Source organism: Salmonella sp. GDC200615 (assembly GCF_050574145.1).
Taxonomy (GTDB): Bacteria; Pseudomonadota; Gammaproteobacteria; order Enterobacterales; family Enterobacteriaceae; genus Salmonella; species Salmonella enterica.
The window spans coordinates 1,525,370-1,541,918 of record NZ_CP192247.1 but is presented as its reverse complement, the minus strand read 5'-3'; the positions used below and the strand labels follow the sequence as shown (position 1 = coordinate 1,541,918).

Genomic DNA, 16,549 nt, shown 5'->3' with positions numbered 1-16,549 from the left:
GATAGATCAATAGCGGAATCTCATGTACTCATGAACACTGAAAAACCGTCGGTAGCTCACAACGTTGACCATAATGAAATCGCCAAATTCGAAGCCGTCGCGTCGCGCTGGTGGGATCTGGAGGGCGAATTCAAGCCATTGCATCGTATCAACCCCCTACGCCTTGGCTACATTACTGAGCGCTCAGGCGGCCTGTTTGGTAAAAAGGTGCTAGACGTCGGCTGTGGCGGCGGTATTCTGGCGGAGAGCATGGCGCGCGAAGGCGCAACCGTCACCGGGCTGGATATGGGCTTTGAGCCTTTGCAGGTCGCCAAACTGCATGCGCTGGAAAGCGGCATCGAGGTAGAGTACATGCAGGAGACGGTTGAGGAACATGCGGCAAAACACGCCCAGCAATACGACGTCGTCACCTGTATGGAAATGCTGGAGCACGTTCCCGATCCGCAATCGGTCGTCCACGCCTGCGCCCAACTGGTTAAACCCGGCGGCGAGGTGTTCTTCTCAACGTTGAACCGCAATGGGAAATCCTGGCTGATGGCGGTCGTCGGCGCTGAGTATATTCTGCGCATGGTGCCAAAAGGCACGCACGACGTGAAGAAATTCATTAAGCCTGCTGAACTGTTAAGCTGGGTAGATGAAACCGTCCTGAAAGAGCAACATATCACCGGGCTGCACTACAACCCGATAACCAATACTTTCAAACTCGGTCCCGGAGTAGACGTTAACTACATGTTGCATACCCGCGCTAAAAAAGCCTGACATCAAAGAATTTTCCTATAAGGGTTGCGTTAGATCATCGGGCGCAACCTTTCTCTTCGATGAAGAAATCAGCATTCGATCAAATTTTGATTTTTTTTTATGAATTGTTGACATCCTCCCCAGGCCTTACCAGACGCGCATTTAGCGATTCTTACTCTTTTACAACCGCAATTTAACGCCAAAATCAACTCTTGTACTCAAAAGAATCCCTACTAGAATACTCACCATATAGCGTTTCACTTATCGATTACCCCCTATATATAGTATTTATCCACAGAGTTAGTCACAACGTGGCGTTGTGGATAAGCGGGGGGATATTTTTCTTTCACGGACAGGTAAACAGGTAGAAAACCACATGAATCAGAGTCTGCTGGTGACAAAGCGTGACGGCCGTACTGAGCGCATCAATCTCGACAAAATTCATCGCGTGCTTGATTGGGCGGCAGAAGGACTGAATAACGTATCGGTTTCTCAGGTCGAGCTACGCTCGCATATTCAGTTTTATGATGGGATTAAGACCTCCGATATCCATGAAACTATCATTAAGGCCGCCGCAGACCTGATCTCTCGCGATGCGCCGGATTATCAATACCTGGCTGCGCGTCTGGCGATTTTCCACCTGCGTAAGAAAGCCTTCGGCCAGTTTGAGCCGCCCGCACTTTACCACCATGTGGTAAAAATGGTTGAGCTTGGCAAATACGACAATCATCTGCTGGAAGACTACACGGAAGAAGAGTTCAAGCAGATGGATTCGTTTATCGTTCACGATCGCGATATGACCTTCTCCTACGCTGCCGTTAAGCAGCTGGAAGGGAAATATCTGGTGCAAAACCGCGTGACCGGCGAAATCTATGAAAGCGCACAGTTCCTCTACATTCTGGTAGCGGCCTGCCTGTTCTCGAACTACCCGCGTGAAACGCGTCTTGACTATGTAAAACGTTTTTACGATGCGGTCTCTACGTTCAAAATCTCGCTGCCGACGCCCATCATGTCCGGTGTGCGTACCCCAACCCGTCAGTTCAGCTCCTGCGTACTGATCGAGTGTGGCGACAGTCTGGATTCCATCAACGCCACCTCCAGCGCTATCGTGAAATACGTTTCTCAGCGCGCCGGTATCGGCATCAACGCGGGACGCATTCGTGCGCTGGGCAGCCCGATTCGCGGCGGCGAAGCGTTCCACACCGGCTGTATTCCGTTCTACAAGCACTTCCAGACGGCGGTGAAATCCTGTTCGCAGGGCGGCGTGCGCGGCGGCGCGGCAACCCTCTTCTACCCGATGTGGCATCTGGAAGTGGAAAGCCTGCTGGTGCTGAAAAACAACCGCGGCGTGGAAGGCAACCGCGTACGTCACATGGACTACGGCGTACAGATCAACAAACTGATGTATACCCGCCTGCTGAAGGGCGGCGACATTACGCTGTTCAGTCCGTCGGATGTACCCGGGCTATACGATGCGTTCTTCGCCGACCAGGACGAATTCGAACGCCTGTACGTGAAATATGAACACGACGACAGCATCCGCAAACAGCGTGTGAAAGCGGTCGAACTGTTCTCGCTGATGATGCAGGAACGCGCCTCTACCGGTCGTATCTATATCCAGAACGTTGACCACTGCAATACTCACAGTCCGTTCGATCCGGTTGTCGCCCCGGTACGCCAGTCTAACCTGTGTCTGGAGATTGCCCTGCCAACCAAACCGCTGAACGATGTCAACGATGAAAACGGCGAAATTGCGTTGTGTACGCTGTCTGCATTCAACCTGGGCGCCATTAAAACTCTGGACGAGCTGGAAGAACTGGCTATTCTGGCAGTACGCGCTTTGGATGCTCTGCTCGATTATCAGGATTACCCGATTCCGGCTGCCAAACGCGGCGCAATGGGCCGTCGTACGCTGGGCATTGGCGTGATTAACTTCGCCTACTGGCTGGCGAAAAACGGTAAGCGTTATTCCGACGGCAGCGCCAATAATCTGACGCATAAAACCTTCGAAGCCATTCAGTACTATCTGCTTAAAGCGTCCAACGAACTGGCGAAAGAGCAAGGCGCCTGCCCATGGTTCAACGAAACCACCTATGCAAAAGGCATTTTGCCGATCGACACCTACAAAAAAGATCTGGATGCGATCGTCAACGAACCGCTGCACTACGACTGGCAACAGCTGCGTGAGTCGATCAAAACCCACGGTCTGCGTAACTCCACGCTATCGGCGCTAATGCCGTCGGAAACGTCGTCCCAGATCTCCAACGCCACCAACGGCATTGAGCCGCCGCGCGGCTACGTCAGCATCAAGGCCTCGAAAGACGGTATTTTGCGTCAGGTCGTGCCGGATTATGAGCATCTGAAAGACGCTTACGAACTGTTGTGGGAGATGCCGAACAACGACGGTTATCTGCAACTGGTGGGTATCATGCAGAAGTTTATCGATCAGTCGATTTCCGCCAATACCAACTACGATCCGTCACGTTTCCCGTCAGGAAAAGTGCCGATGCAGCAACTGCTGAAAGATTTGCTCACCGCGTATAAGTTTGGCGTGAAAACTCTGTACTATCAAAATACCCGCGACGGCGCGGAAGATGCGCAGGACGATTTGGCGCCTTCTATTCAGGACGATGGCTGCGAAAGCGGCGCTTGTAAGATCTGATGAATAGTGCCGGGTAGCGCTATGCTTACCCGGCCTACGATTGTACGGTTTGTAGGCCGGATAAGGCGCTTGCGCCGCCATCCGGCGCTCATCCCATAAAGGATTCACTTCAATGGCATACACCACTTTTTCACAGACGAAAAACGATCAGCTCAAGGAACCCATGTTCTTTGGCCAGCCGGTCAACGTTGCACGCTATGACCAGCAGAAATATGACATCTTCGAAAAACTGATCGAAAAACAGCTCTCTTTCTTCTGGCGTCCGGAAGAGGTCGACGTCTCCCGCGATCGTATCGATTATCAGGCGTTGCCGGAGCACGAAAAACATATCTTCATCAGCAACCTCAAATACCAGACGCTGCTGGATTCCATTCAGGGACGTAGCCCGAACGTCGCCCTGCTGCCGCTCATTTCCATCCCGGAGCTGGAGACGTGGGTAGAGACCTGGGCGTTTTCTGAGACGATTCACTCACGATCCTACACCCACATTATTCGTAACATCGTCAACGATCCGGCGGTCGTGTTTGACGATATCGTGACCAATGAGCAAATTCAGAAGCGCGCCGAAGGTATCTCCGCCTACTACGACGAACTTATTGAGATGACCAGTTACTGGCACCTGCTCGGTGAAGGCACCCATACCGTTAATGGCAAAACGGTTGTCGTGAATCTGCGTGAGCTGAAGAAAAAACTGTATCTGTGCCTGATGAGCGTGAACGCGCTGGAAGCCATCCGCTTCTACGTCAGCTTCGCCTGCTCTTTCGCATTTGCCGAGCGTGAACTGATGGAAGGCAACGCCAAAATTATCCGTCTGATCGCCCGTGACGAAGCTCTGCATCTGACCGGCACGCAACATATGCTGAACCTGTTGCGTAGCGGCGTGGACGACCCGGAGATGGCGGAAATCGCCGAAGAGTGTAAACAGGAATGTTATGACCTGTTCGTGCAGGCGGCGCAGCAGGAAAAAGAGTGGGCGGACTATCTGTTCCGCGACGGTTCGATGATCGGCCTGAATAAAGATATCCTGTGTCAATACGTTGAATATATTACTAATATTCGTATGCAGGCGGTAGGGCTGGATCTGCCGTTCCAGACCCGCTCCAACCCAATCCCGTGGATCAATACCTGGCTGGTGTCCGATAACGTTCAGGTTGCGCCACAGGAAGTGGAAGTTAGTTCTTATCTGGTCGGACAAATCGATTCGGAAGTCGATACCGACGATCTGAGTAATTTCCAGCTCTGATGGGACGCGTCACGCTGCGTATCACTGGCACACAGCTGCTGTGCCAGGATGAACACCCTTCTCTGCTGGCCGCGCTGGAATCGCATAACGTTGAGGTGGAGTATCAGTGCCGCGAAGGTTATTGCGGCTCCTGCCGTACCCGACTGGTTGCCGGTCAGGTTGACTGGATTACGGAACCTTTAGCGTTTATCCAGCCGGGAGAGATTTTGCCCTGCTGCTGCAGGGCAAAAGGCGATATCGAAATCGAGATGTAACTCAGTGCAACTCGCTGGTGGAAACCAAAGGCATCACGCCACGTTTTTTCATCTGCACGGCATACAGTGCGCCAGCGAGTACCACCAGCACCGCGCCAGCGACATAAATCATACGATAGCCAACCGACTCAACCATCATTCCCATGATAAAGGCGCCAATCGCCATTCCGGCATCCATCGCGTTAAAGAACAGTGAATTCGCCACGCCGATTTTATGCGGTTCAACCGAGCTGATAATTTGCGTCTGGAAAACCGGCGTGACCGAACCGTAGCCGATACCGATGAAACCGCCGGAGATAATCATCATGATGCTGCCATTGGTGTAGCCCAGCGCCACCAGACCGATGGTAAAAGCCAACAGGCATGGGAAAACAACATATTTCGGCCCTTTTTTATCACAAATATTCCCGGTGAAGGTACGGCATATCATCAGGAAAATCGCGTAGCACAGCAGGAAATTACTGGCCGCCGCCATTAAATCCAGCTCACGCGCATACAGCGCCAGGAAAGCCGATACGCCGGCATAGGAGAAAGTCATAAAAAAGGTGACCAGCGCAAAAGGCAAGGCGGCGCGGTCAAACATCGCGGCAAAACCCAGATTCGGTTTCGAACCATCGGCATGACGAATTACCGGAGGGACCGTCACAATCAGGGAAAGTACAATCCCTAACGCCGCTACAGCGGAACAAAGCCAGAATGCGGCAGTGAACGCGTTCCAGCGGGCCATATTCAAACCGATCCACGGTCCTACGACCATCGCAAGGCCCATCGCTAAAGAGAAAAAGCTGATGCCCTCTCCACGTCGGGAGGCCGGAATTAACCGCGCTGAAATAGTTCCTTTTACCGTGGTAATAACACCAAACGTAATCCCATGAAGTACGCGGATAAAGAGCAGCGACTCGATAGAATGGCAAACCGGATACAGCGCGGTAATCACCAAAAAAGCCAGAGAAGAGAGCACCAGAATCTTTTTATTCGAATATTTTCCCACCCATTGTCCGGCAAATGGCCGAATAACAATTGCCGCGGCCAGGAAACATGTCACTAACAGCCCGGCCTTATCTGCAGAAGCATGCAGGCGGTCAGCGATATAAATGGGTAATAAAGTTAGCAGTACATAAAAAACAAAAAAGATAATAAAACTGACTATGGTGATTGCCCAAAAATCCTTCGTCCATAATTTTTCTTTCATTCTTAACGACCCGCTCAGATGGCGCACGCAGGCAACGCTCAGCTCAACTGAACACCTATCAGGTGCGTCAAAATGTGATGTATTCGATAGAATCGCAGTATAAACAAGTGCACTCTATTAGAAAAATTAATCGTTTTAATTATATTAATTAGGTTTTACTAATGACACTAACTCAAATCCACGCCCTGCTTGCCGTACTGGAGTACGGCGGATTTACCGAGGCCAGCAAACGGCTATACATGACGCAATCCGCCGTCAGCCAGGCCATCTCCGCGCTTGAGGAGGAGCTCGGCGTTGACATATTGATTCGTGAGCGTCGTAAAGAGATTGAGCTTACCGCCGCCGGTAGCCGCATCGTCAGGCACTTACGCGCGATCCAGCGCGACGTCAACGCGGTAAAAGAGATTGCCGAACAAGAAAAAAAGAACCCGGCCCGTACGCTACGGATTGGCTGTTTTCCCAGCGCCTGCGCCTGCATTTTACCCGGCGTCATTCGCTATTTTGAAAGCCATCATCCAAATGTAAAAATTATCCCCTATGAAGAGAACAGTACGGCTATTATTGATTCGCTGCAGGACGGAAGTATTGATGCCGGTTTCGTTCCTTTTCCGGTCAACGGTATGTATTGCGTCCCCATTTACCGGGATAAATTCACCGTAGTGGTGCCTGAAAATCATCCCCTGGCGGCCAATAGTACGGTAACGGTCGAAGAACTGATGGACGAACCACTTATTGTCAGTAAAGGTCGTTATGAATTAAGCATTATGGCGTTGTTTAAAGAAAAGGGTATTGAGCCGATATTTAAATATGAATTTAACCATCCCGATACTGCGCTGAATTTTATTCGCCAGGGATTAGGTATCGCCTTATTGCCAGAATTAACCTTAAAAGCCACGACAGGAAAATTATGCTCCGTGGCGCTGGAACCCACCTTTTATCGACAAATTTCCCTGTTAGCAAAAGAACCGCCGGTAGAAGGAAGTCCGTTATTTTTATTACAAAAATGTATGGAAACACTGACCGATGAGGGGTTGCTATAAAACAACCCCGCCTGATGGCATTGCGTTTACCAGACTTACGCTGGCAAACGTTGCGCCAGGCCGGATGAGGCGTTTATGCCCTCATCCGGCGCGTCACTTCGACTATGGCAAACCTTTAGTCATTTTTTTGCAGGAACATAACCGCCTTATCCGGGAAGTCAGTGAACAGCCCGTCGACGCCCGCCTTGTTATACAGGATGTCGTACAACTGATTGACGTCTGTGGCATAGTCCGGCAATTGATCGGCACGCACAGTGTAAGGATGCACTACCATCTTATTCTGATGCGCGTCTTGCACCATTCCAGTCAGCTTGATATTCCCTTTCGTTGAGCCTTCCGCAACCAGCATATGGTAATCCGGACCAATACCGTCCGCATATTCCGCCACCTGCTTCATAGCGCCCGGCTTAAACATCCAGTCGTAGTTGTAATTTACCCAACGACCGTCCGGCTGTTTCTGCTGTGTTTCATTCCAGTCGGTATACGCAATAAGTTGAACCAGATTGAGATCCATCCCCATTTTGGGTTCCAGTTCATTCTTAATACGTTTCAGCTCAGCGACATCAAAACACTGCAAATAGACATTGTCCTGCTTGCCGGTGTAACCATACTTCTTCAGCACTTCCAGCGTTTTCGCGGCAATATCTTTCCCTTCCTGATGATGGAACCACGGCGCTTTAATTTCCGGATAAATACCGATATTTTTACCGGTAGAGTGATTTAATCCCTGAACGAATTCAATTTCCTCTTCAAAGGTATGAATGCGGAAATCAGATTTTCCCATCGGGAAACGGCCCGGATAAGTTTGTACTTTTTTGCCGTTTTCAATATCAAACCCTTCGGTAAACTTCAGGGATTTAATTTCATCCAGCGTAAAATCGATAGCGTAATAGCGCCCATCTTTACGCGCCCGGTCCGGAAAACGGTCAGCGACGTCAGTCACCCGGTCAAGGTAGTGGTCATGGAGGACGACCAGATGGTCGTCCTTTGTCATCACTAAATCCTGTTCCAGATAATCTGCCCCTTGCGCATACGCCATCGCTTTCGCCGGTAGCGTATGCTCCGGCAGATAACCGCTGGCACCACGGTGGGCGATAACGACTTTTTCAGCCGCCACGGCGCCGCTTCCGATGGTCATTCCTGCCAACATTAACGCCACGCTAAGGTTTTTCAGTGTGGTTTTCATGTTATTAGCCTCCGTTGCGTTTTAACTGCAGCTCATCATGATGGCGTTTTTCACCAATCATCACGACCACCAGCAGGATTACCGCCAGAATGCTGCCGCCAATCATCACCATAAAGCCGCCATCCCAACCGAAGAAGTCAACGGTATAACCCACAATGGCGCTTGCAGCGACAGAACCGCCCAGGTAACCAAACAGACCGGTAAAGCCCGCCGCCGTACCCGCCGCTTTTTTCGGCGCCAGTTCCAGCGCGTGCAGACCGATCAACATTACCGGGCCGTAGATCAGGAAGCCGATGATAATCATACAAGCCATATCAACGTTCGGGTTCCCTGCCGGGTTCATCCAGTAAACGATGGTCGCGATAGTCACCAGGGTCATAAAGAACACGCCGGTCGCACCGCGGTTGCCGCGGAAGACTTTATCCGACATCCAGCCACACAGCAGCGTGCCCGGAATACCCGCGTATTCATACAGGAAGTAGGCCCAGGAGGATTTATCCAGTGCGAAATGCTTCACTTCTTTCAGGTAGGTCGGCGACCAGTCGAGGATGCCGTAGCGCAGCAGATAAACAAACACGTTGGCGATAGCGATATACCATAGTAATTTGTTCGGCAGTACGTACTGCATGAAGATCTGCTTCGCAGTCAGCTCTTCTTCCGCTTTTTCGTTGTAGTCGTCCGGATAGTCGTTTTTATACTCTTCGATAGGCGGCAGACCGCAGGATTGCGGCGTATCGCGCATCATTGCGAAAGCGAACAGCGCCACCACAATCGCGCCAAAGGCTGGCATATAGAGCGCCGCTTTCCAGTCGTTAAACCACGCCATCCCCAGCAGGAACAGCAGTGGCGGGATCCCGCCGCCGACGTTATGCGCACAGTTCCAGACCGACACAATGCCGCCGCGCTCTTTCTGCGACCACCAGTGAACCATCGTACGTCCGCACGGCGGCCACCCCATCCCCTGGAACCAGCCGCAAAGGAACAACAGCACAAACATCACGGCGATGCTGGATGTCGCCCACGGCACAAAGCCCATAAACAACATGACTGCTGCGGCCAGAATCAACCCTGCCGGCAGAAAAACGCGCGGATTCGAGCGATCGGACACCGAACCCATTATAAATTTCGAAAAACCATAAGCGATGGAAATCCCGGACAACGCAAAGCCCAGATCGCCGCGTGAAAAACCCTGTTCTACCAGGTAGGGCATCGCGAGGGCAAAGTTCTTGCGCACCAGATAATACGCGGCATAGCCAAAGAATATCCCCAGGAAAATCTGCCAGCGTAATCGGCGATAGGTCGGATCAATCTCCGCCGCTGGCAAGCGCGCTTTATGCGGCGCTGGTTTAAAAATACTCAACATATTGTAGCCTCCGTGGCCCATATTTTATTTAGAGGTAAACACCGCAGTTCGTTCAAACAACCCCGCTGCTCCCAGTGTGGCCGCGATGTTAAGTAAAGATACGTCACGTTAATGTGAATTACAGCACATATTGTTACAGATTTATGACTAATGTTCAGAAAGGCGCACGAAATCACGTTTCATTTTCGAATAGTGAGCGATTATGCGCGAAATCAAACATTCCATATGATTTGTATGGCTAAATGATAAAAAACGAACTGTGAGGAAAAACAATGAAAACTCGCGACTCGCAAGCAAGTGACGTGATTATCATTGGCGGTGGAGCAACAGGCGCAGGGATCGCCCGCGACTGCGCGCTGCGCGGTTTACGTGTCATTCTGGTGGAACGGCATGATATAGCGACCGGCGCGACCGGGCGTAACCACGGACTGCTGCACAGCGGCGCTCGTTATGCGGTTACCGACGCGGAATCCGCGCGCGAGTGCATTAGTGAAAACCAGATTTTAAAACGGATCTCCCGCCATTGCGTCGAACCGACGGATGGTCTGTTTATTACGTTGCCGGAAGATGATCTTGCGTTTCAGGCCACCTTTATTCGCGCCTGTGAAGCGGCGGGCATTCGCGCTGAAGCCATCGATCCGCAGCAGGCTCGCATCATCGAACCTTCCGTTAACCCTGCGCTCATCGGTGCGGTAAAAGTGCCGGATGGCACCGTGGACCCTTTCCGCCTTACCGCCGCCAATATGCTGGATGCCAGAGAACATGGCGCAATCGTGTTAACGGCGCATGAAGTGACCGGGCTCATTCGTGAAGGCGCAACGGTCTGCGGCGTCCATGCGCGCAACCATCTCACTGGCGAAACCCAGACGCTTCACGCGCCGGTGGTGGTCAATGCGGCTGGTATCTGGGGGCAACGGATCGCCGAATACGCCGACCTGAGTATTCGCATGTTCCCGGCGAAAGGCTCGCTGTTGATCATGGACCATCGGATCAACCAGCATGTCATTAACCGCTGCCGGAAACCATCGGATGCCGACATTCTGGTACCTGGCGATACGATTTCATTGATCGGCACTACCTCTACCCATATTGATTACAATGAGATAGACAGCAACCGCGTCACCGCAGATGAAGTCGATATCCTGCTGCGTGAAGGGGAAAAACTGGCCCCTGTCATGGCGAAAACGCGTATTCTGCGCGCGTATTCCGGCGTCCGCCCGCTGGTGGCCAGCGATGACGATCCCAGCGGTCGGAACGTCAGCCGCGGTATTGTGTTGTTCGACCACGCCGAACGCGACGGGCTTGATGGCTTCATTACCATTACCGGCGGGAAGCTAATGACTTACCGCCTGATGGCGGAATGGGCGACCGACGCCGTGTGCCGCAAGTTGGGCAATACTCGCCCCTGCATCACGGCAGATACGCCGTTGCCTGGCTCAAAAGAGTCCACGGAACATACGCTGAAACGCATTATCTCGCTTCCCGCGCCGCTACGCGGATCGGCGGTTTATCGGCATGGCGATCGCACGCCGGGGTGGCTGAGTGAAGGCCGCCAACACCGTAGCCTGGTCTGTGAATGCGAGGCCGTCACGGCGGGGGAAGTGCAGTATGCCATCGAAAACTTAACCGTGAATAGCCTGCTGGATCTGCGCCGTCGCACCCGCGTAGGGATGGGCACTTGCCAGGGCGAACTGTGCGCCTGCCGCGCGGCCGGGCTATTGCAGCGTTTTAATGTGACGACCGCGGCGCAATCTATTACGCAACTCTCTGAATTTCTGAATGAGCGCTGGAAAGGCGTACAACCTGTCGCCTGGGGAGACGCGCTGCGCGAAAGCGAATTCACGCGCTGGGTTTATCAGGGATTATGCGGTCTGGAGAAGGAGCACCAGGATGAAATTTGATACGGTTATTATGGGCGGCGGTCTCGCCGGTTTGCTATGCGGACTGCAACTCCAGCAGCATGGATTACGCTGCGCCATCGTCACCCGCGGACAAAGCGCGCTGCATTTTTCCTCCGGCTCGCTGGATCTACTCAGCGCCCTGCCCGACGGCCAACCGGTGACCGACATTACCGCCGGGCTTGATGCGCTGTGCCGCCAGGCGCCTGAACATCCTTATTCGCGTTTAGGCGCGCAAAAAGTCCTTACGCTGGCGCAACAGGCGCAAACGCTACTTAACGCCAGCGGCGCGCAGTTATACGGTGACGTACAGCAGGCGCACCAGCGTGTCACGCCGCTTGGCACATTGCGTTCAACCTGGCTTAGCTCGCCGGAAGTACCGGTCTGGCCGTTATCCGCACAGCGAATTTGCGTCGTCGGCGTTAGCGGATTACTGGATTTCCAGGCGCACCTTGCGGCAGCGTCGCTGCGCCAACGCGACCTCAACGTGGAAACCGCAGAAATCGACCTTCCGGAACTGGACGTACTGCGTGATAACCCGACGGAATTTCGCGCGGTCAATATTGCGCGTCTGCTTGATAACGAAGAAAAATGGCCGCTGCTGTACGACGCGCTGTCGCCAATAGCGACAAACTGCGACATGATCATCATGCCCGCCTGTTTCGGGCTGGCGAACGATACGCTGTGGCGCTGGCTTAACGAACGTCTGCCCTGCGCGCTCACGCTGCTGTCAACGCTGCCGCCATCGGTGCTCGGTATTCGTCTGCACAATCAGCTCCAGCGCCAGTTTGTCCGTCAGGGCGGCATCTGGATGCCGGGCGATGAAGTGAAGAAAGTCACCTGCCGTCGCGGTACCGTGAGCGAAATATGGACCCGCAACCATGCCGATATCCCACTGCGCCCGCGTTTTGCCGTACTTGCCAGCGGTAGCTTCTTTAGTAGCGGTCTGGTTGCCGAGCGCGAAGGGATCCGCGAACCTATTTTAGGGCTCGACGTACAGCAAACGGCCACCCGCGCCGAATGGTATCAACAACATTTCTTTGACCCACAGCCCTGGCAGCAGTTTGGCGTCGTGACGGATGACGCCTTCCGCCCCTCCCTTGCGGGCAACACGGTAGAAAATCTGTATGCAATAGGTTCTGTGCTGGCGGGATTCGATCCTATAGCTGAGGGATGCGGCGGCGGTGTCTGCGCAGTCAGCGCCCTCCAGGCCGCGCACCATATCGCTGAGCGTGCAGGAGAACAGCAATGAGCGACACACGTTTTGAAAGTTGTATTAAATGTACGGTGTGCACCACCGCATGCCCGGTCAGCCGCGTTAATCCTGGCTACCCTGGCCCTAAACAGGCCGGACCGGATGGCGAGCGCCTGCGTCTGAAAGACGGCGCACTGTATGATGAGGCACTGAAATATTGCATTAACTGCAAACGGTGTGAGGTCGCCTGTCCGTCGGACGTGAAGATTGGCGATATCATCCAGCGCGCCCGCGCAAAATACGATACGACGCGCCCGTCATTGCGTAATTTTATTCTCAGCCATACCGATCTGATGGGCAGCGTTTCAACGCCGTTCGCGCCGGTGGTCAATACCGCCACCGCATTAAAGCCAGTGCGCCAGTTGCTTGATTACGCGCTCAAAATCGATCATCGCCGCACCTTACCAAAATACTCTTTCGGCACCTTCCGCCGCTGGTATCGTAGCGTGGCGGCGCAGCAGGCTAAATACAAAGATCAGGTCGCCTTTTTCCATGGCTGTTTTGTGAATTACAATCATCCGCAGCTCGGAAAAGATCTGATTAAGGTGCTGAACGCAATGGGTACTGGCGTACAGTTACTGAGTAAAGAGAAGTGTTGCGGCGTACCGCTGATCGCTAACGGTTTTACGGATAAAGCTCGCAAACAGGCTATCAGCAATGTGGAGTCGCTACGCGAGGCGATTGCCGTCAAAGGTATTCCGGTCATCGCCACGTCATCCACCTGTACGTTTGCGTTGCGCGATGAATATCCTGAAGTGCTGGACGTGGACAACGCCGGGCTGCGCGAACATATCGAGCTGGCCACCCGCTGGCTATGGCGCAAACTGGATGCCGGGAAAACGCTGCCGCTTAATCCTTTACCGCTGAAAGTGGTCTACCATACGCCGTGTCATATGGAAAAAATGGGCTGGACGCTTTACACGCTTGAACTGTTGCGGCAAACTCCGAGGCTTGAATTGACGGTACTTGATTCACAGTGCTGCGGCATTGCCGGTACGTATGGATTTAAAAAGGAAAACTATCCGACATCACAGTCCATCGGCGCGCCACTGTTCCGCCAGATTGAAGAGAGCGGCGCCGACATTGTCGTCACCGATTGTGAAACCTGTAAGTGGCAAATTGAGATGTCTACAAGCAAACGCTGCGAACACCCCATTACGCTACTGGCCCAGGCGCTCGGCTAAGTAAAAAGCGCCGGAGCCCCTCCGGCGCTATTACCCTACTCACCAGGGACGATTTTCCATCAGACATATACCCTTCATACTTCAAGTTGCTTATGTGTTGGCTACGGATTATTTTGGGTATAAACGCGGATGTCTCTTTGCAATAACCTGCCCTATTTGGTTAACCATGACCGCTAACCCACGGTGGCATGACAGATAACGACGTTACTGTTTATAGAGCAATATCTCTTGTATCGCCGCGTTACCAGCCTCCTTTAAAGAGGGGGATAACTGAATATCTCCAATAATAATTGAGTGTTATGTGAATAATAATAAAATCAGGTCTATGCCTGATTTAATATATCTCCCACTAACAATAATATTTTTACAAATAATTATACATGACATCATATTCGTTACTTTCACCTACCAGGAAACAGAGCAAAATGAATATATGTGTAAATTCACTTTACCGATTGAGCACACCGCAATTTCACAGTTTATATTCAGAAGATGTGAGCGATGAGGCGCTTGCGTTGTTGATTGGCGAAGTAGAGAACGGTAATCAGAATTGTATTGATCTGTTATGCAATCTTGCGTTACGCAACGATGACCTGGGACATAAAGTTGAGAAATTACTTTTTGATCTCTTTAGCGGAAAAAGATCGGGATCACCAGATATAGACAAAAAAATCAATCAGGCTTGCCTTGTATTACATCAAATCGCCAATAACGATATAACAAAAAATAATACTGAGTGGAAAAAGCTACATGCCCCTTCCAGATTACTTTATATGGCCGGTTCAGCGACAACCGACCTTTCTAAAAAAATAGGAATAGCACATAAAATTATGGGCGACCAGTTCGCTCAGACAGATCAAGAACAGGTAGGAGTTGAAAATCTTTGGTGTGGTGCGCGAATGTTGTCGTCAGATGAGCTGGCAGCTGCAACGCAAGGTCTGGTTCAAGAATCACCTCTTCTCTCGGTAAACTATCCTATTGGGCTGATTCATCCTACCACCAAAGAAAATATATTAAGCACTCAGCTACTTGAAAAGATTGCTCAATCAGGATTATCTCACAATGAAGTCTTCCTGGTAAATACAGGAGATCACTGGCTTCTCTGTTTATTTTATAAACTTGCAGAAAAAATAAAATGCCTTATATTTAATACTTATTATGATTTAAATGAAAATACTAAGCAAGAGATTATAGAAGCAGCAAAAATTGCAGGTATATCAGAAAACGAAAATATTGATTTTATTGAAACTAATTTACAAAATAATGTACCCAACGGCTGTGGTCTATTTTGTTACCATGCAATTCAACTCTTATCGAATGCAGGACAAAACGATCCTGCTACCACACTACGAGAGTTTGCGGAAAATTTCTTAACGCTTTCAGTAGAGGAACAAACACTATTTAACACCCAAACCCGGCGACAAATATATGAATACAGTCTCCAGTAATGGCGAGTACTTATCCTGAAATGATGCTCTGCCAAGAATTTATAAGTATATAAGGATGGGAAGGCCAGGCCTTCCCACTAAAAGTTCTATGCCGTCAATGATTCAACCACGTCTATCCACATGCTCGCTGGTAATGTCCTCGCCATTAAGCCAACGGCGCAGCATATTTAGCGCCATCACCGCACAAACCTCCTGACGTATTGCCAGACTATACCGATAGGCGCTAAAACGCATGCGTAAGGCATACGTGCCATCCGGCATTTTTCTCAATAACTACGTTTTGCCGTGCTTACTGACTGAACAGATTTAAACATCGCCAACCTGCTGTCCAGCGCCTCGGTGTAGAGCATCGTATCTACCCCGACCGCGACAAAATTCGCGCCCCACGCCAGACATTTCTGCGCCATTGCCGGATCGACCGCCAAAAAACCCGCCGCTTTTCCGGCAGCGCGAATACGATAAATACACGATTCAATGATTCGCTGCACTTCCGGGTGTCCGGCATTATCGGGGTAACCCAATGAAGCAGAGAGATCTGCCGGACCGATAAAGACGCCATCAATGCCTTCAACCTCCAGAATCGCGTCAAGGTTTTCCAGCGCCACTTTGCTTTCAACCTGCACCAACAGGCAGAGCGACTCATTGGCCTGTGCCATATAGTTGTCGATTCTCCCCCAGCGCGCCGCACGCGCCACGCTCGCGCCAACGCCTCGTTGCCCCAACGGCGGGTATCGGGTAGCGGAAACGACCTGGCGCGCCTGTTCTGCGGTGTCAACCATCGGGATCAGTAGCGTTTGCGCCCCGATGTCCAGTACCTGTTTAATGAGCGCTTTACTTCCCTCGATCGGGCGAATCACCGGCTGGCTGGCGTATGGGGCGATGGCCTGTAACTGATGATACAAGTCCTGCACCGTATTAGGCGCGTGCTCGCCATCTATTAACAACCAGTCATAACCCGACGTCGCCGCAATCTCCGCCATATAAGAGGTGGTTGAACTGAGCCACAAACCAATTTGCGTATCCCCTTTACGTAATCCTTCTTTAAAAGGATTTGATAACAATGCGTTCATAGCGATCCTTACAACG

13 protein-coding genes and 1 pseudogene are annotated in these 16,549 nt (G+C 51.6%); 9 read left to right on the top strand and 5 right to left on the bottom strand.

Annotation, left to right across the window (positions count from 1 at the left end; translation table 11 throughout):
* Positions 1-30 precede the first annotated feature (30 nt).
* The 4 genes from ubiG to yfaE all read left to right on the top strand — a co-directional run bounded on the left by ubiG (position 31) and on the right by yfaE (position 4,897).
* Positions 31-759 (top strand): bifunctional 2-polyprenyl-6-hydroxyphenol methylase/3-demethylubiquinol 3-O-methyltransferase UbiG, encoded by a 729-nt coding sequence (gene ubiG / locus ACQ29O_RS07150; protein ID WP_001091008.1) that lies wholly within the window; start codon positions 31-33, stop codon positions 757-759.
* Between the two features lie 355 nt (positions 760-1,114).
* Positions 1,115-3,400, top strand: coding sequence for a class 1a ribonucleoside-diphosphate reductase subunit alpha (nrdA, locus tag ACQ29O_RS07145; protein WP_001076489.1), 2,286 nt, complete (start codon positions 1,115-1,117; stop codon positions 3,398-3,400).
* A gap of 112 nt (positions 3,401-3,512) precedes the next feature.
* Positions 3,513-4,643, top strand: coding sequence for a class Ia ribonucleoside-diphosphate reductase subunit beta (gene nrdB, locus ACQ29O_RS07140; RefSeq protein WP_000332026.1), 1,131 nt, complete (start codon positions 3,513-3,515; stop codon positions 4,641-4,643).
* Positions 4,643-4,897 carry a ferredoxin-like diferric-tyrosyl radical cofactor maintenance protein YfaE gene (gene yfaE / locus ACQ29O_RS07135; protein WP_000533921.1) on the top strand — a complete coding sequence of 85 codons (255 nt, stop codon included), beginning with the start codon at positions 4,643-4,645 and terminating at the stop codon, positions 4,895-4,897. Before nrdB ends, yfaE begins: the two co-directional genes overlap by 1 nt.
* A 1-nt stretch (position 4,898) precedes the next feature.
* On the opposite strand, the gene ACQ29O_RS07130 is transcribed toward yfaE, so the two are convergent.
* Positions 4,899-6,089: an MFS transporter gene (locus ACQ29O_RS07130; protein WP_000660246.1), complete on the bottom strand. Its 1,191-nt coding sequence runs from the start codon at positions 6,087-6,089 to the stop codon at positions 4,899-4,901.
* Between the two features lie 161 nt (positions 6,090-6,250).
* On the opposite strand from ACQ29O_RS07130, the gene ACQ29O_RS07125 reads away from it, so the two are divergent.
* Positions 6,251-7,129 carry a LysR family transcriptional regulator gene (locus ACQ29O_RS07125; protein WP_000176719.1) on the top strand — a complete coding sequence of 293 codons (879 nt, stop codon included), beginning with the start codon at positions 6,251-6,253 and terminating at the stop codon, positions 7,127-7,129.
* Positions 7,130-7,244: 115 nt separating this feature from the next.
* Here ACQ29O_RS07125 and glpQ read toward each other — a convergent pair whose 3' ends face one another.
* Both glpQ and glpT read right to left on the bottom strand, forming a co-directional pair.
* Positions 7,245-8,315, bottom strand: coding sequence for a glycerophosphodiester phosphodiesterase (glpQ, locus tag ACQ29O_RS07120; protein ID WP_000858952.1), 1,071 nt, complete (start codon positions 8,313-8,315; stop codon positions 7,245-7,247).
* Between the two features lie 4 nt (positions 8,316-8,319).
* On the bottom strand, positions 8,320-9,678 hold the full coding sequence (gene glpT, locus ACQ29O_RS07115) for a glycerol-3-phosphate transporter (RefSeq protein ID WP_000948739.1): 1,359 nt from the start codon (positions 9,676-9,678) through the stop codon (positions 8,320-8,322).
* Between the two features lie 272 nt (positions 9,679-9,950).
* On the opposite strand from glpT, the gene glpA reads away from it, so the two are divergent.
* The 4 genes from glpA (at position 9,951) to sseL (ending at position 15,463) form a co-directional block, all read left to right on the top strand.
* Positions 9,951-11,579: an anaerobic glycerol-3-phosphate dehydrogenase subunit A gene (gene glpA / locus ACQ29O_RS07110; protein ID WP_000857215.1), complete on the top strand. Its 1,629-nt coding sequence runs from the start codon at positions 9,951-9,953 to the stop codon at positions 11,577-11,579.
* Positions 11,569-12,828: a glycerol-3-phosphate dehydrogenase subunit GlpB gene (gene glpB / locus ACQ29O_RS07105; protein WP_253336172.1), complete on the top strand. Its 1,260-nt coding sequence runs from the start codon at positions 11,569-11,571 to the stop codon at positions 12,826-12,828. The genes glpA and glpB overlap by 11 nt, the downstream gene beginning before the upstream one ends.
* On the top strand, positions 12,825-14,015 hold the full coding sequence (gene glpC, locus ACQ29O_RS07100; RefSeq protein ID WP_001285728.1) for an anaerobic glycerol-3-phosphate dehydrogenase subunit GlpC: 1,191 nt from the start codon (positions 12,825-12,827) through the stop codon (positions 14,013-14,015). The genes glpB and glpC overlap by 4 nt, the downstream gene beginning before the upstream one ends.
* A 425-nt stretch (positions 14,016-14,440) precedes the next feature.
* Positions 14,441-15,463, top strand: coding sequence for an SPI-2 type III secretion system effector deubiquitinase SseL (sseL, locus tag ACQ29O_RS07095; protein ID WP_001017735.1), 1,023 nt, complete (start codon positions 14,441-14,443; stop codon positions 15,461-15,463).
* An 86-nt stretch (positions 15,464-15,549) separates the two neighbouring features.
* On the opposite strand, the pseudogene ACQ29O_RS07090 reads toward sseL, so the two are convergent.
* Together ACQ29O_RS07090 and yfaU are read right to left on the bottom strand one after the other, a co-directional pair.
* Positions 15,550-15,724: pseudogene (locus tag ACQ29O_RS07090) on the bottom strand (molybdopterin-binding protein).
* A 5-nt stretch (positions 15,725-15,729) separates the two neighbouring features.
* Complete coding sequence (gene yfaU / locus ACQ29O_RS07085; RefSeq protein WP_000992943.1) at positions 15,730-16,533, bottom strand: 2-keto-3-deoxy-L-rhamnonate aldolase; 804 nt, start codon at positions 16,531-16,533, stop codon at positions 15,730-15,732.
* Between the last annotated feature and the right edge of the window lie 16 nt (positions 16,534-16,549).

Bases quoted from the DNA above. Each gene is read 5' to 3' on its own strand.
- ubiG (WP_001091008.1), top strand. From the start codon at position 31: ATGAACACTGAAAAACCGTCGGTAGCTCACAACGTTGACCATAATGAA.
- nrdA (WP_001076489.1), top strand. From the start codon at position 1,115: ATGAATCAGAGTCTGCTGGTGACAAAGCGTGACGGCCGTACTGAGCGC.
- nrdB (WP_000332026.1), top strand. From the start codon at position 3,513: ATGGCATACACCACTTTTTCACAGACGAAAAACGATCAGCTCAAGGAA.
- yfaE (WP_000533921.1), top strand. From the start codon at position 4,643: ATGGGACGCGTCACGCTGCGTATCACTGGCACACAGCTGCTGTGCCAG.
- ACQ29O_RS07130 (WP_000660246.1), bottom strand. From the start codon at position 6,089: ATGAAAGAAAAATTATGGACGAAGGATTTTTGGGCAATCACCATAGTC.
- ACQ29O_RS07125 (WP_000176719.1), top strand. From the start codon at position 6,251: ATGACACTAACTCAAATCCACGCCCTGCTTGCCGTACTGGAGTACGGC.
- glpQ (WP_000858952.1), bottom strand. From the start codon at position 8,315: ATGAAAACCACACTGAAAAACCTTAGCGTGGCGTTAATGTTGGCAGGA.
- glpT (WP_000948739.1), bottom strand. From the start codon at position 9,678: ATGTTGAGTATTTTTAAACCAGCGCCGCATAAAGCGCGCTTGCCAGCG.
- glpA (WP_000857215.1), top strand. From the start codon at position 9,951: ATGAAAACTCGCGACTCGCAAGCAAGTGACGTGATTATCATTGGCGGT.
- glpB (WP_253336172.1), top strand. From the start codon at position 11,569: ATGAAATTTGATACGGTTATTATGGGCGGCGGTCTCGCCGGTTTGCTA.
- glpC (WP_001285728.1), top strand. From the start codon at position 12,825: ATGAGCGACACACGTTTTGAAAGTTGTATTAAATGTACGGTGTGCACC.
- sseL (WP_001017735.1), top strand. From the start codon at position 14,441: ATGAATATATGTGTAAATTCACTTTACCGATTGAGCACACCGCAATTT.
- yfaU (WP_000992943.1), bottom strand. From the start codon at position 16,533: ATGAACGCATTGTTATCAAATCCTTTTAAAGAAGGATTACGTAAAGGG.